Annotated in this window: 15 protein-coding genes; 8 read left to right on the top strand and 7 right to left on the bottom strand. The window is 62.8% G+C overall.

The window, feature by feature from the left end; translation table 11 throughout:
• Window positions 1–213 precede the first annotated feature (213 nt).
• From IRI77_RS13665 to IRI77_RS13655, 3 genes are all read left to right on the top strand, one after another.
• Window positions 214–3,816, top strand: coding sequence for an outer membrane beta-barrel protein (locus IRI77_RS13665; protein ID WP_194452604.1), 3,603 nt, complete (start codon window positions 214–216; stop codon window positions 3,814–3,816).
• A gap of 141 nt (window positions 3,817–3,957) precedes the next feature.
• Entirely contained in the window at window positions 3,958–7,218 is a 3,261-nt protein-coding gene (locus IRI77_RS13660; RefSeq protein WP_194452603.1) for an outer membrane beta-barrel protein, read from the top strand.
• Between the two features lie 35 nt (window positions 7,219–7,253).
• Window positions 7,254–8,354: a winged helix DNA-binding domain-containing protein gene (locus IRI77_RS13655; RefSeq protein WP_194452602.1), complete on the top strand. Its 1,101-nt coding sequence runs from the start codon at window positions 7,254–7,256 to the stop codon at window positions 8,352–8,354.
• 20 nt (window positions 8,355–8,374) lie between these two features.
• Here the strand turns inward: IRI77_RS13655 and IRI77_RS13650 are convergent, their stop codons facing one another.
• The 6 genes from IRI77_RS13650 to IRI77_RS13625 form a co-directional block, all read right to left on the bottom strand.
• On the bottom strand, window positions 8,375–9,517 hold the full coding sequence (locus IRI77_RS13650; RefSeq protein WP_228486726.1) for an amidohydrolase family protein: 1,143 nt from the start codon (window positions 9,515–9,517) through the stop codon (window positions 8,375–8,377).
• Window positions 9,514–9,966 (bottom strand): secondary thiamine-phosphate synthase enzyme YjbQ, encoded by a 453-nt coding sequence (locus tag IRI77_RS13645; RefSeq protein WP_194452601.1) that lies wholly within the window; start codon window positions 9,964–9,966, stop codon window positions 9,514–9,516. Before IRI77_RS13645 ends, IRI77_RS13650 begins: the two co-directional genes overlap by 4 nt.
• Complete coding sequence (locus IRI77_RS13640) at window positions 9,963–10,889, bottom strand: amidohydrolase family protein (RefSeq protein WP_194452600.1); 927 nt, start codon at window positions 10,887–10,889, stop codon at window positions 9,963–9,965. The genes IRI77_RS13645 and IRI77_RS13640 overlap by 4 nt, the downstream gene beginning before the upstream one ends.
• On the bottom strand, window positions 10,870–11,793 hold the full coding sequence (locus IRI77_RS13635; RefSeq protein ID WP_194452599.1) for a carbohydrate kinase family protein: 924 nt from the start codon (window positions 11,791–11,793) through the stop codon (window positions 10,870–10,872). The genes IRI77_RS13640 and IRI77_RS13635 overlap by 20 nt, the downstream gene beginning before the upstream one ends.
• On the bottom strand, window positions 11,787–12,926 hold the full coding sequence (locus IRI77_RS13630; protein WP_194452598.1) for an SIS domain-containing protein: 1,140 nt from the start codon (window positions 12,924–12,926) through the stop codon (window positions 11,787–11,789). The genes IRI77_RS13635 and IRI77_RS13630 overlap by 7 nt, the downstream gene beginning before the upstream one ends.
• A 70-nt stretch (window positions 12,927–12,996) precedes the next feature.
• A complete protein-coding gene (locus tag IRI77_RS13625; RefSeq protein WP_194452597.1) occupies window positions 12,997–14,496 on the bottom strand; it encodes a hypothetical protein in 1,500 nt (499 codons plus the stop codon).
• A 378-nt stretch (window positions 14,497–14,874) separates the two neighbouring features.
• Here IRI77_RS13625 and IRI77_RS13620 point away from each other — a divergent pair, with 378 nt between their 5' ends.
• The 3 genes from IRI77_RS13620 (at window position 14,875) to IRI77_RS13610 (ending at window position 17,671) form a co-directional block, all read left to right on the top strand.
• Window positions 14,875–15,744, top strand: coding sequence for a DMT family transporter (locus tag IRI77_RS13620; RefSeq protein ID WP_194452596.1), 870 nt, complete (start codon window positions 14,875–14,877; stop codon window positions 15,742–15,744).
• 72 nt (window positions 15,745–15,816) lie between these two features.
• Entirely contained in the window at window positions 15,817–16,830 is a 1,014-nt protein-coding gene (locus IRI77_RS13615) for a diguanylate cyclase domain-containing protein (RefSeq protein WP_194452595.1), read from the top strand.
• Between the two features lie 4 nt (window positions 16,831–16,834).
• On the top strand, window positions 16,835–17,671 hold the full coding sequence (locus IRI77_RS13610; RefSeq protein WP_194452594.1) for a PAS domain-containing protein: 837 nt from the start codon (window positions 16,835–16,837) through the stop codon (window positions 17,669–17,671).
• Here the strand turns inward: IRI77_RS13610 and IRI77_RS13605 are convergent.
• The gene (locus tag IRI77_RS13605) at window positions 17,668–19,752 is read right to left on the bottom strand and encodes a WD40/YVTN/BNR-like repeat-containing protein (protein ID WP_194452593.1); all 2,085 of its coding nucleotides are present in this window, start codon (window positions 19,750–19,752) and stop codon (window positions 17,668–17,670) included. The genes IRI77_RS13610 and IRI77_RS13605 overlap by 4 nt on opposite strands.
• Window positions 19,753–19,860: 108 nt before the next feature.
• On the opposite strand from IRI77_RS13605, the gene IRI77_RS13600 reads away from it, so the two are divergent.
• Both IRI77_RS13600 and IRI77_RS13595 read left to right on the top strand, forming a co-directional pair.
• On the top strand, window positions 19,861–23,040 hold the full coding sequence (locus tag IRI77_RS13600) for a DUF5107 domain-containing protein (RefSeq protein WP_194452592.1): 3,180 nt from the start codon (window positions 19,861–19,863) through the stop codon (window positions 23,038–23,040).
• A 176-nt stretch (window positions 23,041–23,216) separates the two neighbouring features.
• Window positions 23,217–24,032 carry a DeoR/GlpR family DNA-binding transcription regulator gene (locus IRI77_RS13595; protein WP_194452591.1) on the top strand — a complete coding sequence of 272 codons (816 nt, stop codon included), beginning with the start codon at window positions 23,217–23,219 and terminating at the stop codon, window positions 24,030–24,032.
• Window positions 24,033–24,214 lie beyond the last annotated feature (182 nt).

The following is a 24,214-nucleotide window of genomic DNA, read 5'->3' as shown; positions in this document are numbered from 1 at the left end:
TGCACCGCCCCGCGGATTCTTCTCCCCCTCCGCGCCTCGGCTCCGATGGCTGGTCTTTGCGTCCCCTTTGCCTTGGGGCGGGATGCCGAGCACCACGAAAGGCCTGGATACAGCTCGCGGGGTGTAAACAACTGTCCTGTCCGGCAGTGAATGTCGAGAGTGGGCAGAAATCTCTTCTAACGACCAGAGGTCGTTTGTTAACCTTTATTTCATATGCTACAAAGGGCTTTTCTGGTGACCTCGCTGGCGGCGCTCGCCGTTTGCGGGCTGTTCGCCCAAGGCACAACATCGCGGTTGATCGGCATTGCGCAGGATCCCAGTGGCGCGCCTGTCATAGGCGCGACGGTCAAGCTGATCAACGAGGGCACGAACTCAACATTTTCCACGAAGACTGCCGATAACGGCGCCTATTTCTTTGAAGCCGTGCAGAGCGGTCTGTACACGGTAACCGTGGAAGCCACGGGCTTCAAGAAGTTCAGCTCGCCGCGCAACCGGGTGGCGATCGGCCAGCCGACTACCGTCAACGTCAAGCTGGAACTCGGCCAGATCTCCGAGGTGGTCACCGTGGCGGACACGGCCGAAGTCGTACAAACGTCCACTTCCGGTAACATCGGTAACCTGTTCAGCGAGCAAGTGATCAAAGACCTGCCCATCGTCGGCACCCGCGGGCGCAATCCACTCGACCTCGTGGTGAGGCAACCGGGCGTCGTCAGCGGCGCGAACACCGGCGGCGGCGTGCACGTGAACGGCGCCAGGGATCGAGCCTGGAACTACACGGTGGACGGCATCGACGCCAATGAGACCAGCGCCGGCGGGTCGAACTTCGCACCGATCCGCATGAATCCTGACGGCCTCGCGGAATTCAAGGTCCTCACCGGGAACGCGACGGCGGAATACGGGCGCAACTCCGGCGGCCAGGTGGCCATGGTCACCAAGAGCGGCACGAATGAACTGCACGGCAGCCTGTTCTGGTTCTATCGCACGCCGCGCCTCAATGCGAACGAGTGGGAGAGTAATCTGAACAACGTCGGCAAGCGGCAGTATGTTCAGAACATGCCCGGCTTCTCGGTTGGCGGTCCGGCGCTAAAGAACAAGCTGTTCTACTATGCGAACCTGCAGATTCTGCGGACGCGCGAATCGGCTATCGTCAACAGCACCGTGTATACGCAATCGGCCCGTGATGGACTGTGGCGCTATGTTAAGGGCGGCCGCAATCAGCCGGCTGGCGTCACTGGAGCTTCGGTCGACGCGCAGGGCAATGTGCTGGCCGGTGTGAACCTGGGTACCTACAACATCGCCACCAGCGATCCGGATCGCCTGGGCCTCAATGCTACAACCAAGGCCGTTGCACAGGGTGCGCCGCTGCCCAACAACTTCTCCATCGGAGACGGGCTGAACACGGCGGCCTATACTTTCACCGCATTGCAGTTCGAGAAGCAGTACGACCTCACCACCCGGCTCGACTACATCCTGAACAGCCGCAACACGTTGTTCGCCCGCATCAGCCTGGGCAACCAGAACTCCAATTGCGACCGCGGCAACGGCGGCGCGCCGGTGTTTCCCACCACCCCCTGCCTGGTGAACACGATGCGCGACCCGAAGAACTACGCGTTCAACTGGCGGTCCACGCCCAGCACTTCGACGACCAACGAATTGGTGTTCGGCCTGAACCAGTTTGCCTTCAATTTCGAGAATCCCCGCGCCGACATCACCAAGCTCAACCTGACTTCGCTGCCGGTCGCCAATCCCGATGACTGGTCCGTGGGCAATCAGCGCGCACTGAAGACGTGGCAGGTGGTCGACAACTTCGCCTGGTTCAAAGGCGCGCACAGCCTGAAGTTTGGCACCAACATGCGTTTCGGAAGCCATACCGATACGCGCGGCTCCATCGGCGGTTTCAACGTGACCCAGGCCGTGGATTTCTCCCGTACCGTCAATACGGTCGATGCGACGAAGTTCGGCCTGCCCACGGATATCAACCAGGCAAACGACCGCAACCCGCTGGAGTCGAGCATCAACTTCCTGCTGGGCCGCGTGGGCAATACCAACCGCGGGTTCCCCTCCACCGCCGACTCCTATGTGGTCGATGTGTACAACTTCGAAACCAGGTTCAACGAGTACGACTTCTTCGCACAGGATACATGGAAGGCCCGCCGCAATCTGACCATCGACATGGGCCTGCGCCTGGAGATGAAGATGGCGCCGACCAATCCCGATGGCCGTGTGCGGTTGCCCAACCAGGCTGCGGTCGCCGGTGGGCTCCCGTCCAATTCGCTCACCTGGGTGCCCGGCAGCCTGTACCGCAATGCGATCAACAATTGGGGTCCCTCGCTCGGCTTCGCCTGGGATCCGTTCAACAGCGGCAAGACGTCGATCCGCGGCAACTACCGAATCGCCTACGATCGCATCAACACGTTTGTCTTCAGCTCGACCGTCTTCCAGAATCTACCCGGAATCGTGATTGGAGACCAGAACACGACCTTCGGCCAGAACGGCGGCCGGTTGACCAGCCTGCCCACTTTGAATGCGCCCACAGGCAAACCGTCCGATCTGGCACAGCCGGTTCCTTTCTCGACTCGGAACATCACCGTGGCCGATCCGAACTTCCAGGCTCCGACGACTCACCAGTGGAGCTTCGGCATCCAGCGCGAGGTCCTGCACAACACCGTTGTCGAAGTGAACTATGTCGGCCGCCGCGCCTACAACCTGTTCGGCGCCTATAACGCCAACCAGGCGGATATTCGTAACAACGGATTCATCGGCGCGCTGAGTACCGTGAAGGCCGGCGGCGAGAGTCCACTCATCAATCAGTTGATGTCGGTCGACTCACGCCGGACCGCATCCGAAACAGGTTCGGCGGCGATGCGCCGCATCTACTCGGTGGACCTCACCAACAACAACGTCGCCTTCATCGCGCAGGATCTCTCCCGCCGCTCAGTGGGCGGCAAGGGCCAGCCAGAGGCGGCGGGGCTGTCGCCTTTCTTCTTCATCCCCTATCCGCAGTTCGCCAATGGACTGAATGTGGTGGACTCAAACGACTGGTCCACCTATCACGGACTGCAGACTCAGGTGCAGCGGCACATGACGAACGGCCTGGAAGTTCAGTTCAGCTACTCGTTCTCGAAGTCGCTGGATACACGGTCGTTCGATCCGGCTCTTTCCACGGTGGGTACAGCAAATGCCACGACGGCCGGCAGCACGCCCTTCGATGTCAACAATCGCCGCCTGAACTATGGGCCCAGCGATTTTGACCGCCGGCACGTGGCGCAGACCTACTGGTTGTATGAACTCCCGTTCGGCAAGGGTCGCAAGTTTGTAGGCAACGCCTCGGGTTGGACCCAGCGCCTGCTGGGTGGCTGGCAGGTGGCGGGAGTCGGTACTTTCCAAAGCGGACGTCCCTTCTCTGTGTACTCCGGCTTCAACACGTTTAACAACGTCGTGCAGTCTTTTGCGAATTGCGACGGCTGCACGCCGACCATGGGTAATGTGCTGGACGGGCCGGGTGGCGTGAAGTGGTATTTCTCGGCCGACCAGTTGGCGAAGTTCAAGCCTCTGGCGATGGGTGAGCTCGGCAACACCGGCCGCAATTTCTTCCGCGCTCCGGGCGGTTGGGGTCTCGACGGCTCTTTCCTGAAGCGCACGCCCATCACTGAGCGTGTGAACTTCGAGTTCCGTGCCGACATGACCAACCTGACGAACACTCCGCAATTTGGTGCGCCGACGGCCACCGCGACTTCCTCTATCTTTGGGCGTATTCGCGATACCGTCCTGAGCAGCTCGCGCAAGATCCAACTGGGGGCCAAGATCAACTTCTAGTCTTTGCGCATAGTTTCTATTTCAGAGAGGCGTGGGTGAAAATCCACGCCTCATTCTTTTTGTCTAGTGCATTTTGATTATTGAATAACTGATATCGATACCGCTATTCTCACGTAGTGCCGAAGGGGGCATTGCCTGGGGATGAGGAACGCACTCAGTCTGTTCGTTCTATGTGTAGCCGTGTGGGCGCAGGATACGGGCGCCGTTCTGGAAGGCCACGTGACCGACGCCTCGGGCGGAGTTGTCGCGGGGGCCGTTGTCAGCGCGACCGAGCGCACAACCGGCCTGGCCCGGTCGCAGACCACCACGAATGCGGGCGCCTATCACCTCGCGCTGCCTGTTGGTGAGTACGATCTCTCCATTACCGCCCCGAACCTCGCCGAGTTCAAACAAAACGCCATTATTCTGAACGTCAGCCGCACAGTGCGCGTGGACGTCCAACTCCAGGTGGCCGGGTCGAAGACGACGGTGAATGTCAGCGCGGCCGCCACCCTTGTGGATTCGAGTTCAAACACAATCGGAAATGTTGTTTCCGGCCGGGAATTGGTGGATCTGCCACTGAACGGCCGCAATTTCACCCAGCTGGGGTTGCTCCAGCCGGGTGTTGCGCCCATGACGGCGGGGCTTTCGGAGGCGGGCGGCTCCCTGCGTGCCGGACAAGCCTACGCCGTCAATGGGCAACGCCCTGAGTCGAACAACTACCTGCTGGACGGTGTCTCGAACGTGAACCGCGTCGACGGCGGGTTTGCGTTGAAGACACCGGTCGATGCGATTCAGGAGTTCCGCATTCTCACGCAGACTGCTCCGCCGGAATATGGCGGCACGGCCGGCGCCACCACGACCGTGGTCACGCGATCGGGCGGCAATGAGGTGCATGGCACGGTCTATGAGTTCCTGAGGAACGACAAGCTGGATGCCCGGAACTTTTTCGCGTCCAAGGTGGAGACCCTCAAGCAGAATCAGTTTGGCGCGACGCTCGGGGGCCCGATCCGCCGCAATCGCGACTTCCTTTTCGGCTACTACGAAGGCTTCCGCAACCGCCAGGGCGTCACGCGCGGCGCGACCGTGCCGAGCGATGCCCAGCGGGCCGGCGACTTCTCCGGCTTGCGTGATCCGCAGACCGGCCAGCCGGTGCCGCTGATCAACTACTTCACCGGCCAGCCCTTTCCGAATAACCAGATTCCGACCCAGGCCATGAGCCCCGTTGCGCTAAAGATCATGGAGTTCTACCCGCACGCCAACGCTGGTCCGAATCTCTATATCACGACGCAGACGATGCAGAACCAGGCCGACCAGGGCGGGCTCCGGTTCGACCACCTGTTCAACGATCGCGACCAGTTTTCGGCGCACTTCACCCGTTCGGCCAACGCGAACCTCAACCCGCTCTCCATTGCGGGGGCAAATGTGCCCGGCTTCCCGGTGAGCGAAGACATCACCACGACGCGCGCTGCCGTGTCGGAGACGCACCTGTTCAGCGGCGCCACGGTGAACAACTTCCGCGCCCAGTTCTTCCGCAACGTGTTCTTCACCGGCAACCCGGAGAACCGGACAACGACTCGTCAGCTCGGGTTCAACTACGACACGACGCTGAGCGCCGCGCAAGGCCCGCCCTTCTTCATCGTCAGCGGCTATGCCAGCACCGGCAATCCCATCACCGGCCCGCGCGATACCTCCCAGAATACTTATGAGGTGAATGACTCCCTGTCGCACGTCCGCGGCGCGCATAGCTTTAAGTTCGGCGTCGACTTCCGCCGCAACCAGATCAACATGACGCAGGGCATCGCCTCGAACGGCTTCTTTGTCTTTGCCCCTTTTCCCATCAGCGACTCGTTTGCCAGCTTCCTGATCGGATTTCCGGTCGTCTTCTTTCAGGGCGGCGGAGATATGAACCGCGGCCTGCGCAATGTGGAGTTCGCCGCCTACGGCCAGGATGAGTGGCGCGTCACCTCGCGGCTGACGTTGAACTACGGCGCCCGCTGGGAGGTGAGCACGCCCTACGTCGACATCCGGAACCGGATGAACTCGTGGTCGCCGGGCAAGCAGTCGACGGTATACCCGAACGCTCCGAAGGGCCTGCTGTTCCCCGGTGATGCCGGCGTGCCGGATGGCATCGCGCCCGTCTATTGGAAGAGCCTGATGCCGCGCGTGGGCTTGGCTTGGGACCCGAATGGCAATGGCCGCACCTCGGTCCGCGCAGCCTACGGCATCTACTACGACTCTTTCACCAACGGCGTCGGCGGCCCGCTGCAGGCGCCTCTCAGCGCACTGCCCTGGACCCAGGCGCGCCAGCTTTCGGCGCCGATCAACTTCACGGATCCCTGGAACGGCGCCAACCCGTTTGTCGCCGGTACGTTCCCGCAGCCCACCACCGTCCTCACGATTGAGAACGGCATGCGCCCGCCTTACTCCCAGAACTGGAACTTCTCCGTGCAGCACGCACTGGTCCAGGATGTGTTGTTTGAACTCCGCTACATCGGCAACAAAGGCACACGCCTGCCGCGGATGATTGAGGCGAATCCCTCCGTCTACGGTCCGGGCGCCAGCTCGAATGACGCCGACCAGCGCCGCATCTATGCGGGGTGCCGCGGAGCCGGCGGGCCGTGCGATTTTGCCTCCGTCGGTCTCATCACAAACCAGACGAATTCCACCTACCATGCGGCGCAGTTCTCCGTCTCGCGGAGGTTCCGCGACGGTCTGTCGTTCCTGGGGTCCTACACCTATTCGAAGACGCTCGATTACGTGTCCAGCTTCAACGTGGCCGGTTCGGCTCCGCGCCTGGTTGGAGGTGAGAACGATCTCGCGCAGGACCCTTTCAATCTGAAAGCCGAGCACGGTCCGTCGCTATTCGATGCCCGCCATCGCTTCGTCTTCAGCGGCAGCTATCAACTGCCGGGGCCTTCGAAGTCCGCGGCGCCGGCGGCCCGCGCGCTGCTGGGCGGATGGCAGCTCAACTCAATCATGAACTTCGCGTCCGGCACGCCGTTCACGGTGTATGACAGCGCCAATGTCTCGCTGCAGGGCAGCGCGCCCGAGATTACGGGCTTCTACTCCAGCCGGCCCGACGCGATCGCGGATCCCAATGCGGGTTCGCACTCGCCCGACCAGTGGGTGAGCCGTTCCGCCTTCCGGCGCCTGGATCCGCTGACGCAATCCGGGCAGTTCGGCAGCGCGGGCCGCAACACGGTGCGCGGGCCCGGCATCGCCAACGTCGATCTCTCCCTGTTGAAGTCCATCGCCCTGACGGAGCGAACCCGCCTGCAGTTCCGGGCGGAGTGCTTCAACATCGCGAACCACGCCAATTTCGGGCTGCCGGAGAACGACATCTCCTCGTCGAACTTCGGCCGCGTGCTGACGGCCGGCGCGCCCCGCCTGGTGCAGTTCGGTTTGAAGCTGCTGTTCTGAGGCGCAGGCCGCCGGGCGGTTACACTGGTGGATTCATGCCGCCGACCCGGATCCTGACGAAACGTGAACTCAATCGAGCCCTGCTCGAACGCCAGATGCTGTTGCGGCGCGAGCGTACGCCGGTGCTGGAAGTGATCCAACGTCTGATCGCGATGCAGGCCCAGCAGCCACGCCCGCCGTTCATCGGGCTCTGGACACGGATCGACGGCTTCACGGCGCCTGAGCTGGCAGCCTTGCTGCGTGACCGGCAAGTGGTGCGTGTCACCCATCTGCGCGGCACCCTGCACTTGCTCACCACCACGGACTACCTCGCCTTGCGTGGGGCGATGCAGCCTGTGCTCAGCGCGGGCATGCATTCCATCCTCAAACAGCGTGGCGCGGTGCTGGACATCGAGGCGGTCGTGCAGGCGGCCGAGAGCCATTTCGGCAAGCGGCCCCAGACCTTTGAGGATTTACGCACCACGCTGATGGAGCAGTTCCCGGGTGTGGACGAGCGAGCCATGGGCTACGCCGTCCGCATGCAGCTTCCGCTCTGCATGGTGCCGGATGACAGCCCATTCGCTTATGGTGCGGATCCCATCTTCACGCCCGCGACTCACTGGCTGGGCCAGCCGGTGCCCGATGCCGGTGGATTGGACGGCCTGCTGCTGCGCTATCTGGCAGCCTTTGGACCTGCGTCCGTCAATGATGCCCAATGCTGGTCCGGCCTGGGCAAGCTGAAGCCGGCATTTGAAGCCTTGCGCCCCAAGCTCGATGTGTACAAGGACGAGAACGGCAAGGAACTCTTCGACGTGCCGGGCGCGCCGCTGCCGCAGGAGGATACGCCCGCGCCGGTCCGCTTCCTGCCCGGCTTCGACAACGCCATCCTGGCGCACCAGGACCGCTCGCGGATCATCGCCGACGAGCACCGCTCGCTCGTGACCACGAAGAACCTGCAGGTGCTGCCTACCGTGCTGGCCGATGGATTCGTGGCCGCTACCTGGGATGTGACCCTGCGCAAGACCGTGGTCACGGTAACCGTGAAGCCGTTCAGCCCGCTGACAGCCAAGGTGAAGAAGGCGGTCGAAGCGGAGGCCGCCGGCCTGGTGAAGTTCCTGGCCGGCGACGCGCCGCGTTGTGAAGTCGTTTTCGCCTGAAGAAGGATAAGCGGCCAGGGTTACGAGCGCAGCCCCAGCAATCGCTCGGCATTCCCGTAGTAGACCTTCCGCAGAATCTGCTCCGGCAGCCCGATGCCGTAGATCCTCCAACGGCCCTGAGGCGGCACTGGCGCGGGGGCGTAGTCGAAATACTCGTCCTCCGTCTCCAGGAAGCGCGCGTAAATCTGATACAGCTCCTTGCAGAAGTACTGTTGCGGGAAGTCCTTCCCCTTTGGCGTGGCATCCGTGCCGAAGAGGATCCGGTCCTGATAACGATCGAAGAATTTCCGTGCCGTTCTCGGCTGCCGGCCCAGTTCTCCCACGCGCGCGCCGATGTCGACGAACATGTTCGGGTACTTGTCGAGGCGCGCGGACACATGCGCCAGGTTCTCGGCGAAGTTGCCTACGTGCAGGACGATGAACTGCGTCTTCGGGTGGCGCGCAATCACGCGGTCGCGCGCGTCCAGCAGTTCGGCATTGCTGGGAAAGTCTTTGCCGCGGAACGACCAGTCGGGATGATTGCCCAGTTCCTCGATGCGCTCGTTGAAGCGGTCGATGGGCTCGAAGAACGCCAGCGGGTCGGAGACATGGATCGTCACCGGCATCTTGAGGTCGCCGCACGCCGCCCACATGGGGTCGAAGCGAGTGTCGTCCACTTTCACCAGATGCCCGTCTTTGTCCCGCACGGTGAGCCCCAGCATTTTGAGGATCTTCAGGCCGTGTGCGCCGTCGGCCTTGGCCTTGGCGATCTCGTCCCCCTGGAACTTCGCATAGCCGGGCTCGTTCACCTTGCTCCACCAGGGTTCGGTGAAGGTCAGAAACCGCTTGGGATGTTTCCTGTCATATCCGGCAACTGCCTCGCGCAGCCCGGCGCCCCGTCCGCCGGTGAGGTTCACCATCATGCGGATGTTGCAGCTGTCCATCACGGCGAGCAATTCCTCGGGTGTGGCCGGGAACTGCATCTTCTCGCCGCGCGAGAACGAGATGTGCGTATGGATGTCGATGAGCGGAAAGCGTGGTTTCTCGATGCGGGTCTCGTGCACCGAGAGCATGCTCTTGGGCTGATAGGTGGGCAGCGGCAGCCGCGGGTCCTGTGGATCCTGCGCTGCGCGAGCCGCCAGGCAGCTTCCAGCCAGGGCGGGGAAGAGGTCCCGGCGCCTCACCCGCCTTCTCCTAACACCTGAATCGCCACCGTGCGCGCCAGCGGGCCATCATATTCGACGAAGTACACTCTCTGCCGCCCTCCTCTCATCGTCCTGCCGTTTTCAATCGGGAAGAAACACTGCGTTCCACCTAGAATACTCTTCAGATGGTCGCCCGCGTTGAAGCCCAGACGTCCATCGTAATCCAGGTAGCGGTTGTGCCAGTAGCTGTATTCGCCCCGCGGCGGATCCTTGGGGGCCAGCCGCTCCAGATGCGCCAGTACGTCCCGTTCCAGGCACTCCACGCCTTCCGTCACCAGCAGGCCCGACGAGGTATGCGTCGTCATGGCCATCACCACACCGTCGCGCACGCCGCTGGCCGTCACCACCCGATCCACTTCATTCGTGATGTCGATCATTTCCAGATCGCGCCGCGACTGCACTTCAATGCGTTCCAGCTTGATAATCATGCGGTCACTCCGCCATGCGCCACGCCGCCGGCCAGCAGGGCGTCGTCCACCGGCTCGTGCCGGTTCAGCTTCCGCTTCCCTAGCAGCCGCTCGGCATTGGCGCGGAAGATCAGGTCCAGGCAATCTTCCGAGAACCCGAGAGACCGGACGGCTCTCGCCATGTTTTTGATCTCGACACGCGGATAGTTCGAGCCGAACAGGATCTGCTTGCGCAGGCTGTGCTCGAAGACGCCCAGCGGAATCTGTTTCGACATGACGAAGCTCAGGAAGTCCCTGGGGTTTTCGAAATACAAGGCTGAGGTATCCAGGTGGACGTTCGGGTACTTCAGGGCCAACGCCACGGCCTCCATGGTCCATGGCCATGCCAGGTGCGCCAGGACGATGTCGAGCCGCGGGAACCCGGCGGCCACTGCTTCAAAACGGCCGGGCCGGCCGTATTCCAGGCGGCTGCCCGGCTCCCAGCTCATGCCCGCGTGGAACAGGATGGGAATGCCCAACTCCTGCGCGAGCTCGTAGATGGGGAAGGCCCGCTCGTCATCAGGGAAGACCTCCTGCATCGCCGGATTCAGCTTCAGGCCGCGCAGGCCCAGTTCCTCAATCGCGGACCGCAGCCTCGGCAGGGCATCAGCGCAGCCCGGATCCACGCTGGCGAAGCCGATGAGCCGGTCGCTCATCGCGCACAACTCGGCGATTTCCTCGTTCGAATAGACCGTGCCTTTGCCGCTGGAGCGTGCATCCATGGCCAGCACCACGGCCTGGCTCAGTCCGGAGGCATCCAGTTCCAGATGCAGCGTCTCCAGTGGCTGATATGTGTTCCCAATGTAGAAGCGCTCGCGCGCCGCTGTTTCCAGTCCGGGATGGCGGCGTACCATTTCGCGGACCAGCACCGGATGCGTATGGAAGTCAATGCCAGGCCAGTTCACGCAGCTTCTCCTCCGCTTCTTCCTCAGATGCCTGGCAGCCCGTGCCGCCGCTGCCTTGGGTTGAAACTCCTCCGCATACCACCGCGAACCGCAGTGCCTGCATCAGGGTCCGGCCGCCCAGCCAGGCATGCAGGAAACCCGCATCGAACGAGTCGCCAGCGCCGGTCGTGTCGATCGGTCTCACTCTCAGCGCCGGAGCGTGGATCACTCGTCCCCCGTCCAGCGTCATGCAGCCTCTCGCACCGAGTTTGGCTACCGTAAGCGTCCGCCCGTTCTGCAGCCGCCGCAGCGCCCTCTCCGGATCGCTCAGCCGCGAAATCCCCGCCAGTTCGACCTCATTCGGCAGGAAGATGTCCACTTCCTCCAGGGTGTCGAGAATGTCCGAGCCCCACTCGTCTGTTGGGTCGCAGCCCGGATCCAGAGATGTCGTCCAGCCGCGGCTGTGTGCCTCCCGGAACAGACCCAGGCAGCCGGCCCGCAGGCCCCGCTGCAGAAAGTAAGAGGAGATGTGCAGGTGTGTGAAGCCATGCGGCAGCTGGATTTCCGAGGCCTTCAGATTCTCGATGGCGCCCAGGTAGGTGATCAGCGCCCGGTCGGCGGCGGAGGTGATGGAAACAGTGAGGCCGGTGCGTACCGCCGGATCGTGGATCACCGTGGAGATGTCCACGCCGGACCTTCTCAGGAAGTCACAGCAGAAATCGCCCCAGCCATCGCAGCCCACCTTGCCCAGAATCGAAACCGCATCACCCAGCCGGGCCAGTCCGACCGCGCAGATAGCCGACGCGCTGCCCAGCGTCAGGGCCATGTCATCCACCACGACTTCATGCCCCAACCGGGGGAACTTGTTGAAGTCGCGCAGGATCAGGTCCGGATTCAGCTCACCGGCAATCAGGATTCTCACCATCCGCCGTCCTCGACCTTGGTGTGCAGACGAAAGTCCTCCACTACACGGTTGATGACTCCGTCCTTCGACGGAGCGTCCGGCCACAAACCCTCTTCCAGGCAACGGAAGTAACCCAGCAGTTGACCCACGAGCGCATCGAGCACCGGCGCGTCATTGTCGTTCACCGCACCGGCCTCCACGGTCTCGAAAACCGCATCCTCTTCGGCGGCGAGCCCCGTCGGCACGCCTGACCCTACCAGTAGCTTACGCCCAAGCCGCTTCCGGTTGAGCTCCTCAATCAGGTCACATTCATAAGCCCGCACCGTCGGACTGTTCGATAGAAAACACACCACCAGCGTACGGTCGTCAATCGCGCACATGGGTCCGTGGCGCAGTGCCAGATACGTGTCAGCCGCTGTCATGACTCGCCCATTCGTCATTTCCAGTGTCTTGAGAGCCGCCTCGCGCGCGGCTCCAAACCGGCAGTGCGAGCCCAGGAAGATAGCCCGCCGCGAACGCCATCCCGCCACCTGTTCCAACTGCTCGGCGTTCTCCAGTATGGCCGATCCGGCCCGGCTCAGGTCACTCACCATCGACTGAAAACCGGCCGCGTCCGCCAGCCAGCCCAGGGCGCGGGCCGCCAGCACAAGATTGGTGAAACTGCTGGTCATCACCAGGCTGCGGTCGTTGGTGCGCTCGTCCAGCACCACCACGCCCGCGCGCGGCTCCTGCCGCAGATTCCGTGCCAGGCGGCCCTCGCGGTTGCAGGTGAAGATCAGGTGCCGGACTTCCGGCTCTTCCCGCAGCATCAATTCCACGGCGCCGGCACTCTCCGGGCTGTCGCCCGAGCGCGCCAACGAGACCAGCAGCAGGGGCCGCAAGGGCGGCAGGGCCAGCGCTCCATGGGTCAGCAGGGCTCCGCCGCCGACGGTACGGACCGGGCGCCCCAATCGCGCCTCCAGGGCGGCGTCCACGCACTCACCCGCGAACTGCGAACTGCCTGAACCTGTCAAGACGACGGCGCCACACCCTTCCAGCAACTCCTGCAGCCGCCCGGAGGATGCCATGACGCGCTCCGCCGTGTTCCTCCAGATGGACGGCTGTTGCCAGATCTCCCGCTGGGTGTCGGAGTCCGTCCTCATTGCAAGGTTCATTGGATCTTCCTGTTAGCATGCTAACGAAAGCAAATGAAGCTTTCAAGAGTTTCGTTTGATTTATTTCGTGTTAAATATTCTTGCGCCAGCGAGCATCCGACCAACGCATCAGTTGCACTTCGACGGGCTGCCCCAGCGGCTCGGAGGCCCACTGGACCGGACGCCGCACCCCGGGCCGCAACTCGATTTCCGCCTCCAGCCGCAGTGTCTGCCCTTCCAACTCCCGTGGGATGGCAAAGGCACACTGCCGAAGCTTGCCCGCGTAAGGGTGTCCTGGATCCAGCGATCCCTGCGCCTGGAACTTACCGTCAGGCGTGGCCGCTTTCACCCGCAGAACACCTGGCACGCCGGCCACCCCTTCATTCACGATGGCGGTCACCAACTCATAGGCGCCGCGGCGTTTACGTTGCCAGAGCCAGCCCGGGCGCAGGCGGTAACCCATGCGGCTGCGCAGGCTCTCGAAACCCCGCGGGAAGGCCTTGTGAAACGCATCGAGGTTGGCGGCCTCGGTCCACAGCGACCAGTAGTTCCCTCCGACGTTCAGCACGTGCCGCATGGCCCGTTCCAGCCTCGGCTGCATGGCGAGCTTGTACTGCCTGTCATAGCCGTCCTCCATGATCACCGCCAGCCAGGGCGGCCGGTTGGCGAGCATGTCGATTTGAATCGGTTCTTCCACCAGGATGCTGTCCGAACGCAGCCAGGCCCCGGCGCCGGTGCACATCTCGATCACCCGGCGGTTGCCCACCAGGCTGATGTCGGGCTCGGTATTCACTGCCAGCGGCGTCCGCTTCCATGCCTCGAGCTGCTGCCGCGTGAAGTCCACAAACGTCCGCTCGGCTGTCGCATAGTCAGGAAAGGGATTGTGCAGATTGGCCGTGTGGCCTTCGCCCCAATACCCGTACTGCATCAGGTCGACGAACTCCACCTGAGGATGCCCGTCGAACTGTGCCGAGAGCAATTCGTTCAATTCCCTGAAGGCCTTGCGGAACTCCGGATGGTCGTAGCGCGGCTCGAACGAATCCTTCGTCTGGCCGTTTGCCCGATCGCGCCCGATGTTCACCAGCGGCACCTTTTCGCGGACGAAGGCCGGCATGGCGATAGGCTCATCCGGCGCGCTGGGATTGGAGAGCTGGACGCGGAACGCCACCCTCTGCCCTCTCGCTTTGGCGGCATCCAGCGTCAGCTTCCAGATGGGGTGCAGATCCAGCCGGCCGGCCTGTTTCTGTACATGCCGCCAGTCGCACCGGATGTACAGAATGTCGACAAAGGGCAGGCTCGATAACCGGTCTACATGTTGTTCGAGGGTCTCTTTTCCACTACGCGCCGCCAGCGACGGGCCGCCTTCCTCCCATGTGTAGCCCATCAGGCCCAGTCCTGGATTCCGCAGCGGGCCTTCGTGAGCCGACGTTGAAGAGAGTGTCATCCAACCGTCGTCCTGCTCGGCTTCAAAAGGCCCCTGATCCAGGCGATCGGCGGCTGCGGGACCCGTCCAGGCGGGGGCCTGTGCGGCCGCCAACGCGGCGGCAGACACGTTTGTCTGCAGGAAAATACGGCGGGAAACTGTACTCACGTTGGCACCTCACAGGCAGCGATCTCCGGCACCCCGGCAAGCTCCGGGCTATCGTTTCTTTACCTTCTACAAGTTTGGTTAGCCCTGTCAATAACAAGCAAAGGAAAACCAGGGAAATCATTTGACAAGAGCGCCGTCACCGCGAGCCTGCCGGCGGCTGAGCCGGCGCAGCCGATCGCACCTCGCCGTGGCCGGCCGGCCCCATGCTAGACTGAGTCCACTCGACCGAGTGGTGACTAGGGTTCCTGCTGGCCGCGCTGGCCAAGCGCACGGTCCGAGCGTCACAGAGAGCCGTGTTTGCGGCCTGCACCCTAGGGACAAAACCCCAGAGGCGGACAAGTCGGGCTACCCAATCTGTGCGTTGGAGGGATTGCCCCCATGCCTGTCACCGCTCTTCTTCTTGTTTTGCTCTCCGGCCTGCTGCACGCCACCTGGAACCTGGCGGCCAAACGCGCGGCCGCCGGAGCGGATTTCGTCATTCTCTACTCCAGCCTCACCTGCCTCGTCTATGCGCCCGCCGCTGTGTGGTTCTGGCCGTCGATGCCCGCCACGATCGGCTGGCGCGGCTGGGCACTGGTGGCGCTGAGCGGGATGCTCCATGTGGTGTATGGGCTCGTGCTCCAGCGCGGCTACCAGGTGGCGGACCTCAGCGTGGTCTACCCGGTGGCGCGCGGAACAGGTCCCCTGCTCTCCAGCCTGGCTGCCGTCGTGCTGCTGGGCGAGCGCGTGACCCTGGCGTCCGCCGCCGGCCTGGTCCTGGTGGTGCTGGGGATCCTCGGATTGTCGCGGCCGGATGGGCACGTGGCCGCCGTCCCTGGCGCCCGCCGGCGCGGAATCCTCTATGGCCTGGCGACGGGCGTGTGCATTGCTCTCTACACCGTGGTGGACGCGACGTCTGTCCGCGTCGTGCGCATGCCGCCGCTGCTGCTGGATTACCTCTCCAACGCAACACGCACCCTGATTCTGCTGCCGGTTGTCGTGCATCGCGGGCGTCATCTTGTGGACGCCGCGCGCCGGCACGGCCGGGCCGCCCTGGTCGTGGCCGTGCTCGCGCCCATGGCGTACATCCTGGTTCTACAGGCGATGCAGAACGCGCCGGTGACCAGGGTTGCCCCTGCACGGGAGGTCTCCATGCTCTTCGCGGTCCTGCTGGGCGCAGCGGTGCTCGGAGAACGGCAGGGGCGCCTACGACTGCTCAGCGCCGCTTCGATCGCTTCGGGCGTAGTGACTCTCTCGTTGGGGCGATAGCTGGAGGAGAGACAGCAAAGTTACTGAAAGGCCCGGCGTTCGGGCCGATGAGTCCAGTGTCATGGCGGACTCATGCCCCTGATCACGCTCAAGAGGTACCTCAGCAACTCGGATGACGAGATCGGGCTGCACAAAATCGTATCCATGCTACTGCATGGCATGGCGGATCACGCCGTCTGCGCCGACCCGCAGGAGCACGACAGCTTCCGGCAGGACATGCAGTCTATCGAGGAAGCGGCTAATCAGGACTGCAGTCACGATCAACTGCTGGTCATCGCCGGCGCCGCCATCCACGCGCTCGATTGCTACGCTGTCCGCACCACTCGTGCCATCCGGCGTCAGGACTCCGAACTCCAGAACATGATCGATATGCTGGCACAGACAGTCATTGCCATCAGCGGAGGTAACGAACGGGCAGCCCCGGCGCTGAACGAGATCCGTACAGACCTGGAGCAGGCCGCTTCCTTTGAAACAGTGCAGAGTTTGAAGTCCCGGCTGGGCGCGTGTCTCGTCAAAGTGCGCGACGAGGCAACCCGCCAGAAACAGGAGAACGACGCGGCCATCAATGAGCTGCGCGGCCACCTGCTGCGTGCGCAAGCGCCCGTTGCCCAGCTCAAAAGCTCCAGCCTGGATCCAGTGACGAACCTCCCGGATCAGGCTGCTGCCATGACTGCGTTTCAGGAAGGGTTGAAGACTGCGGGCCGCAAGTACGTCCTTACGCTGGTCGTGGGCCGGATGCAGCCCATCAATGCCCGCTTTGGCCAGGCCGTCGGCGACGAGATGCTGCGCCTGCTCAAGAAACACGTGCAGGCTCAAGTAATGCAGGAGGGGGAGCAGATCTTCCGCTGGACCGGCCCCACACTTGTGGCGCTGTTGCCTCGCCAGGAGACCATCGATCAGATCCGCTCGAAGCTCAAGCGCGCGTTGGATGTGCCGCTCCAGAACGAAGTCGACATTGGCGGCCGCTCGGTCCTGCTGCCGCTCTCCATTGCCTGGTCCGTCATCGCTCTCATCCCGCCCATCACGAACACCTCCATGTTCATCAGCAAGTTCATCGCATCCCAGACTCCTCTCGACTACTGCTAACGCCATGACCACACAGGAACCCATCGCCGCTCCAGACCCCGTGCATCAGCTCCTGCTGGAGCGTGTGTCCGAGTTGGAAGAGCGGGTCGGCAATCTCCAGCGGCTGGAGGACGCCGTCCGCCGGAACGCCCTTCTCTTCGAGTCTCTTCTCGCCGGCAGCCGCGACGGCATCACCCTCACGACGGCCGACGCCACTGTGATCCGTGTGGTGAAGTCGATCCTCGGCTATGCACCCCTTGCCCTGGCCGGGACGTCTTTTCTTAATATCACCCACCCTGACGATCAGCCGGCCATGCGCGCGAGCTACCAGCGCCTCATCGAGCAGCGCGCGGGCGTCGTCCAGCATCAATTACGGTTGATGAAGCCGGACGGGTCGCACGTCTGGGTGGAAGGCACTGTCACCGACATGCTCGACAATCCCAGCGTCCTGGCGATAGTCCACAACTATCGCGACATCTCCCAGCTCCGCGGCCTCGATGCCGTCGCGCTCGAATCGTCGCTGCTCGTTGATTCGGTGCCTTTCACCGTGTTCTCGAAACGGGTCGACGGGGTAGTCCAGACCTGGAACCACCGGGCTGAGGAGCTCTTCGGCTACTCCAGCCAGGAGGTGCTTGGCCATCACGTCTGGTTCCTGCTGCCGGAGGACGAGCAGGTGCGGGAGTCCAACGCGTGCCGTGCCGTACTCGAGACCATGCGGCCTACCCGGAAACTGCGCATGGTCCACCTGCATAAGGGCGGCGGCCTGGTTCCCGTGGATGTGGTGCTCAAGCCACTGATGCAGAACGGAGCACTGCGCGCCATCGCGCACCTCTGCTATCCACTGGCGGACGCATCCGGCTAGCGCGCCGGTCCATGCCAGACGCCGCCGCCAAACGTGGAGACATAGATCATGTCCTTTGCGTACGGATCCACCGTCACACGCTGGCCCCATTTGAAATCGTAGCCGGGCACCCGCTTCCAGGTGGCTCCGCGATCGCCTGACCGCCAGACTGACGATTCATAGCCGGTCGCGTATAGGACTTCCGGTCGAGCCGGATCCTGCGTCACATCGTAGACGTGCTGGTCAGCGCTGTGGACATTCTTCCACGAGACGCCCGCGTCTTCCGAAAGGAAGATGCCGCCGTTCTTTGCACCCTTGCGCGCCCAGGCCGCAAGATAGAGCCGTCGCGGGTCTTTGCTGTCCACCACAATCCCGTTAGGGCCATTCACTCCCTCAGGCAGCGACGCGCGCTGCCAGGTGTCCCCGTGATCGGCTGATTTGTACAGGGCACCGTCGCGGTCGTTGCCGATGCTGCCATCCTCACTGCGCCGCGCCACCACCAGGTACAGGGTCCCCTTCGAATCCTGGGCCAGCCGCCAGGCGAACGGCTCCTTTTCGGGCAGGCCCGAGCTCTTCTTCTGCCAGGAAGTGCCACCATCGTCCGAGCGGAATACTCCTCGACCGAAGCCGGTGATATAGAGGCGCTCGTGGTTGTCCCGGTCGAGCAGCAGATGCGTTACCGATGTCTCGGGTAGTCCATTCTTCAGGGCCCGCCAGGTCTTGCCGCCGTCGTCGCTGCGGACAACGCCGCCTTTGAACTGCATGGGCGAACGGAAACGCCACATCTTGGGCCGCGGCAGGTCGTGCGTGTCGCCGGTCACCGCATAGATTCGGTCTTTGACCTGGGGATCGAACTCGATCCAGTAGGTGGTGTTCCACCATGCTTCCGGAACTCCATGCTCCGTTGCACTGCGCCAGCTCTGGCCGCCGTTCTCGCTCATCATCATGCCGATGTCGGTCACGCTGAGAAACAGGTGGCTGGACCGGAACGGGTCGAAGTGGATGCCGTAGTTGGTGGTGACATCCAGGCCGGTGGAAGCGTACGACCCATCGGGCATCTTGTTCGTGTACGTGTTCCTCCAGGTTGCGCCGCCATCTGTCGTTCGCAGAGTGCGGCCGAGGTCGGTGCCGTACGCCAGTTCCGGCTGCGTCGGCGACACGCCCAGCGTCAGCGGATGCTCGCCCCAGCCTGGGCCGAACCGGTCGCTCACCCAGCCGTCGTCCACATTCACCGCTTTCTGCCTGGATTCCTTCCAGCCGAGCGTCCACGTCTCGCCGCCATCGGCTGTGCGCGCTACCCCGAAGCTGGCTCCGTCCTGGTAGGAGGCATAGGCGGTGCGCCCATTCCGTTCGGAGGCCGCCACCGCCCGCACCGAGCCGTGCAGGCTGGACTTGCGCCAGGACTGACCGTCCCCGGAAATGAAAAGTCCCTCCTTCGAGGCTCCATAAAAGTACACTTTGCCATTCTCAATACCGGCGGCAACGTCGACAAACGCTGCATGCGGCCAGGTGGATGATTTGCCGCCTTCCACCGTCGAGAGGCTGTTCGCTCCAATCACATGAATTCGGCCCGCGTCTCCCACGATGTGCATGCCGCGCTCCGGCAGTGTCGCAACCGGTGCCCAGGTCTTGCCGCCATCCCGCGAACTCTTGAGGGCCGTGCCCATCGCGGCCCATAGCCTGCCCTGGTGGATGGTCAAGGCGTCGATGCCTGGTTCGTCGCTCACCACGCGCTCGTCGGCGTGATCGCCATCCGCCTCAATGGCTGCGTTGGCTGGGTACACCATGGTCCAGGTGTGGCCGGAGTCCGCGCTGCGCCACAAGCCGATGGTCTTGGCGTAAGCCACTTTGGGGTCGGACGGATCGAACAGGAAGAACCTGGCAGGCCCGCGCAAGTTGAACATTTTCCAGCTCTTCCCGCCGTCTTCCGACAGATAGCTGCCAGTCATGTCGCAGCCGACCAGCACGCGGTTGGGGTCGTGCGGGCTAATCGTCGGATGGAACATTGCTCCGCCGCCGCCCGGTCCGACGACGCTCCAGCCGTTGTGCGAGGTCGACACGGGCAGCAGTGCTGCGATCAGGAGAAAACGGAAGAAAAACATGTTGTAAGATTTTCGTATTGCTAGCTTTGCTTTTTGTTTCTTACCATGTAGAGGAGGGAGTGTCAAGGAAGCCAGACAGCGCCTACACTCGGAGTTACGGAGGATCCTGTGAAGTTGTTTCCGTGGGTGGCCGGCCTGATTCTGTGCGGGGTCTCATTCGCTCAGGTCCAGGTATCCGAGCAATCGTTGACTCTGCCGTCCTCGGTGGAGGGCAAGCCTGATCCCAACCCGCCGTTCGACCAGTTCGCCGGCTCCAAGTTCAATTATCCCTATACGCTACGGGACGAAATCACGCAGCGAACCGTGCCTGTGACGTACCGCGCGGTCGTCCTGGAGAATCAGTACCTGCGCTGCACGGTGCTGCCCGACCTGGGCGGCCACCTCTATGGTTGTACCGACAAGACCAATGGGGCGGAGATGTTCTACGCCAACCGCAGCATCAAGAAGGCCAAAGTCAGCTACCGTGGGGCCTGGGCTGCCTTTGGCATCGAGTTCAATTTCCCGGTCTCGCACAACTGGGTCTCCCTTTCGCCGGTTCCCTATGCGATTCAACGGCATAGCGATGGGTCGGCTTCCGTCTGGGTGTCCAATGTGGACCGGGTTTACGGGATGCAGTGGCGCGTCGAGCTCAAGCTCCGTCCCGGCTCCACCGTACTGGAACAGCACAACTTTCTCTACAACCGCAGCGCCACGCGGCACCGCTTCTATTGGTGGACAAACGCCGCCGTACGGGTCTGGGATGATTCGCGCATCCTTTATCCTCAGCGGTATACGGCTTCGCACGGCTTCAAGGAGATCGACACCTGGCCCATCAACCATGCGGGCCTCGACCTCAGCGTGGTGGGCAATCACACGGCCGGCCCGGTCTCGCAGTTCGCGCACGAATCCCGCGAACCCTTTGCGGGTGTGTATCATCCGAAGACCGACGCGGGCGTCATCCACTATTCTCTGCCGTCGCAGGCACCTCACCGCAAGATTTGGGCCTGGGGCGTCGACCCCGATGGCCGCGACTGGCGCAAGGCCCTCTCCGACGATGAATCGGCCTATGTCGAGGTGCAGGGCGGGGTATTCCGTAACCAGGAAACCTATGCTTTCCTGGAGCCGCAGCAGACGCTCGAGTTCACCGAATATTGGATGCCCGTCCGGCAGACCGGCGGGTTTGTCCGGGCAAATCTGGATGCGATCGTGAACATTGACCACTCGGGCACGGCCACAAAGCTGCGCTGCAACGTGACCCATCCGATCCCGGGGGCCCGAGTGTCGATCCGGCAGGGAACCAGGATTCTAGCCGACAAGACAGCCGACCTGGCGCCAGACCGCGTTTTCACCGTGGAGTTGCCGTCCATTGACGGTAAAATCACCGTCAATTTGACCGGCCGCGACGGCCGCGTGCTGCTGACCCACACAGAGGATGAGTACGACATGGCTCCGGCTGGATCGATACCGATTGGTCCAGTACAGCCCGTGCCGGAATCGAAATCGGCTGAGGTCCGGATTCTGGAGGATGGCCGCGACCGGGAATTGAACGGCGACCGGCTGCGGGCCTGGACCCTCTATCAGGACGGCCTGGCACGCTTCCCCGAAAGCCGCGAGTTAGGTTTGGCGGCGGGGCGGCTGGCCCTGGATCTTTTCCGGTACAAGGAGGCCGCGGGGTATCTCAAAGCGGCGCAGAACCAACTGACCAACGATCCGGAAACGCACTACCTCTTGGGGTTAGCCCTCTTCCAACTGGGCGACGAGCGGGGCGCCAGGACGCAGTGGGAACATGCCATGCTGTTTCCGGCTTACCGTCCAGCGGCGGCCATCCAACTGGGTTTGCTGGAAGCGCGGCAGGGCCATCTGACTGAGGCGCTGGCACTTATAGGGAAATCCGGCCCGGAGGCCGTGCGTGCGGCGGTGCTCCAAGCCGCGCTGTTAAAACGACTCGGACGGTCCCAAGAAGCGGCCACAGTGGTCAATCAGGGGCTCATTCAGGATCCGACGAACGTAGGGCTGCGGTATCTGCGCTCCGCCGATGATGCGACCTGGAAAGTGCTTGCCGCGGATCCGGAGCGAGTGCTGGAAGTCGCTGAAGACGATATGGATCTGGGCTTCTGGGCGGAGGCCCTGGAACTGCTGAACCATCAGTATCCGGAGGTGGACGAGACCTGGCGTGAGCCGGGCAGCGTCCTGCCCCAGCGGCATGCCCTGGTTGCCTATTACCGCGCCTATTGCCTGGAAAAGACAGGCGTCTCCGCCCAGCCGGCTTACCTGGAGGCTGCGCGCCTGCCGTTGGACTATATCTTCCCGAGCAGGCGCTACTCGCTGCCGGTCCTGCAGCGGGCTATCGCGCTAAACCCTGCCGACACAGGGGCTAAGCTCCTGTTGGGTGACCTGCTGATGGCCGCCGGGCAGGTCGATGAAGCAATTGTGGAATGGCAACTTGCCCGGCAAGGATCCTCGAAGCTGGCCACGCTACACCGGAATCTCGGCCTCGCCCTGTTGCGAATCAAGAACCAGCCCGAAGAAGCTGCGCGAGTTTTGCAGGAGGGATTGGGTGTAGATCCCCGCAATCCGGCCGTCTACGAGGCGCTGGACCAGGCGTTGAGTATCCAGGCAAGTCCACCGTCCGAGCGAGCCGCCGCGTTGCAGCGCTATCCCGATCCGGCCGGAATGCCCCAGAACCTGTTGATCCGGCGGGCTCTGACTGTCGCGGCGAGCGGGCAGGCCGCCGTGGCCCTCCAGTTGATCTCGGGGCGGTTTTTTGCGCGCGAAGAGCTGGGTACCAACATCCGCCAAGTCTATGTTGAGATTGAACTTCAGCATGCACAGGAGCTGGCGCGCACAGGCCGGAAGGAGGAGGCTATCGTGCTTGGCCGCAAGCTGGGACAGCCCGTTCCCGGTCTCGAATTCACCAGGGACGGCATGGCCGTGTTTCTCGAGAATGCCCGTATTCAGTACATTCTGGGCGAGTTGGAGGCGGAGGCCGGCCACATGGACGAGGCTCGAGCGTGCTGGCGCCGGGCCATGGACCGAGCGGGGCGCGGATCGGATGCTGAACTTGCTTATGCCGCGCGCGCGTCCCGGAAACTGGGCAAGCCCCTGGATCCCCAGGCCATGGAGAAGCGGCTGGCGCGCGGCAGTGCTCCGGGTAGCGGGATCGCCACTTACGGCCACGGCGAACTGCTGCGGAGCGCGGGGCGTGAAGCCGAAGCCCTGGCCGAATTCCGGCGGGCGCTGCTGCTGGACGACCGGGGGCTGGCGCACCATCTCAGTGCTTTGGCGCTTCGACAGGCGCCTCTGGAGTAAGCATAGATAAGCAGAGACTCGTGAAACGAAAGCTCGTCCCGATTCGACTCTTGCTCTAAGTTAAAGAATCTTCAGCGTATATTTCTCAGCGTCTCAGACGCGGCGGGAATGAATGCCGCATCGCGCGTTGTTTTGCTTTCGATTTGCCGCGATTTGCGCTACTCTCGAAGCAGTTCATGCCAAAGTCGATTCAGAGTGAAGATGTCCTGTCCCGCGGTCCCCGTTTGCTGACCGAAGAGCGGCGCAGGAAGATCCTGGAGATCCTTGAGGCGGAAGAACGCGTCACCGTGGAGGATTTGGTCCAGCGGTTCGGCGTTTCTTCGGTAACAGTGCGCGGAGATCTCGATTCGCTCGCGAAGTCGGGGTCCCTGATCCGCTCGCACGGCGGTGCCATCAAGCGCATCGATCCACGCACCGACTACCCCATTGCCTTCAAGGAAACGCTGCATAGTGCTGAAAAGGCGCGCATTGGCCAGGCAGCGGCGGAACTCATCCGGCCCGGGCAGATCATCATCCTGGACTCCGGCACCACCACGGCGGAAATTGCCAGACGCCTGAAACACCTTAAAGTCAGGCCGGTGACTGTAATTACGAACGCGCTGAATTCCGCCATGGAACTCAGCAGCAGCCCTGAGCTTTCGGTGGTGATGCTGGGCGGAATTCTGCGGCCGATGTCATTTTCGCTGGTGGGGCCGCAAGCCGAGCAGACCTTACGGGACTTGAACGCGGATCAGCTGTTCCTGGGTGTGGACGCGCTGGATCCCGAACTGGGTTTGAGCACTCCAGACATCCTGGAAGCGCAGCTAAATGCCTTAATGATCAAGGTGGCGCGGGAAGTGACCGTGGTTGCGGACTCCAGCAAATTGCGCAGGCGCAGCCTCTCAGTCATTTGCAAGGTCAACCTGATTCACCGGTTGATTACAGACACTGGAGCGGACCCGCAGGTAGTAGAGGCGCTGCGAGAGCAGGGTCTCGAAGTTCTCACCGTATAATCCGCGCAACAATAATAATCCACTGAGCATTTCACCCTAATCAGCGCACCGTTCCGTGCCGATGATAAGAGAGGCGACCCTCTCCGCATCCGCATGCGGGTCAGGCAAACGCCTGACTTCGTCATACCGAACGGAACATGCTGGATTGCACCAATTCGCGGCAACTGAAGCGTGGGGCACTT

This window comes from Paludibaculum fermentans (assembly GCF_015277775.1).
GTDB classification, from domain to species: Bacteria; Acidobacteriota; Terriglobia; order Bryobacterales; family Bryobacteraceae; genus Paludibaculum; species Paludibaculum fermentans.
The sequence above is the reverse complement of the archived record's forward strand: the minus strand, read 5'-3'. Positions and strand labels throughout refer to the sequence as shown.

Coding starts and splice junctions, on each gene's coding strand:
- IRI77_RS13665 (WP_194452604.1), top strand. CDS start 214: ATGCTACAAAGGGCTTTTCTGGTGACCTCGCTGGCGGCGCTCGCCGTT.
- IRI77_RS13660 (WP_194452603.1), top strand. CDS start 3,958: ATGAGGAACGCACTCAGTCTGTTCGTTCTATGTGTAGCCGTGTGGGCG.
- IRI77_RS13655 (WP_194452602.1), top strand. CDS start 7,254: ATGCCGCCGACCCGGATCCTGACGAAACGTGAACTCAATCGAGCCCTG.
- IRI77_RS13645 (WP_194452601.1), bottom strand. CDS start 9,966: ATGATTATCAAGCTGGAACGCATTGAAGTGCAGTCGCGGCGCGATCTG.
- IRI77_RS13635 (WP_194452599.1), bottom strand. CDS start 11,793: ATGGTGAGAATCCTGATTGCCGGTGAGCTGAATCCGGACCTGATCCTG.
- IRI77_RS13630 (WP_194452598.1), bottom strand. CDS start 12,926: ATGAACCTTGCAATGAGGACGGACTCCGACACCCAGCGGGAGATCTGG.
- IRI77_RS13620 (WP_194452596.1), top strand. CDS start 14,875: ATGCCTGTCACCGCTCTTCTTCTTGTTTTGCTCTCCGGCCTGCTGCAC.
- IRI77_RS13615 (WP_194452595.1), top strand. CDS start 15,817: ATGCCCCTGATCACGCTCAAGAGGTACCTCAGCAACTCGGATGACGAG.
- IRI77_RS13610 (WP_194452594.1), top strand. CDS start 16,835: ATGACCACACAGGAACCCATCGCCGCTCCAGACCCCGTGCATCAGCTC.
- IRI77_RS13605 (WP_194452593.1), bottom strand. CDS start 19,752: ATGTTTTTCTTCCGTTTTCTCCTGATCGCAGCACTGCTGCCCGTGTCG.
- IRI77_RS13595 (WP_194452591.1), top strand. CDS start 23,217: ATGCCAAAGTCGATTCAGAGTGAAGATGTCCTGTCCCGCGGTCCCCGT.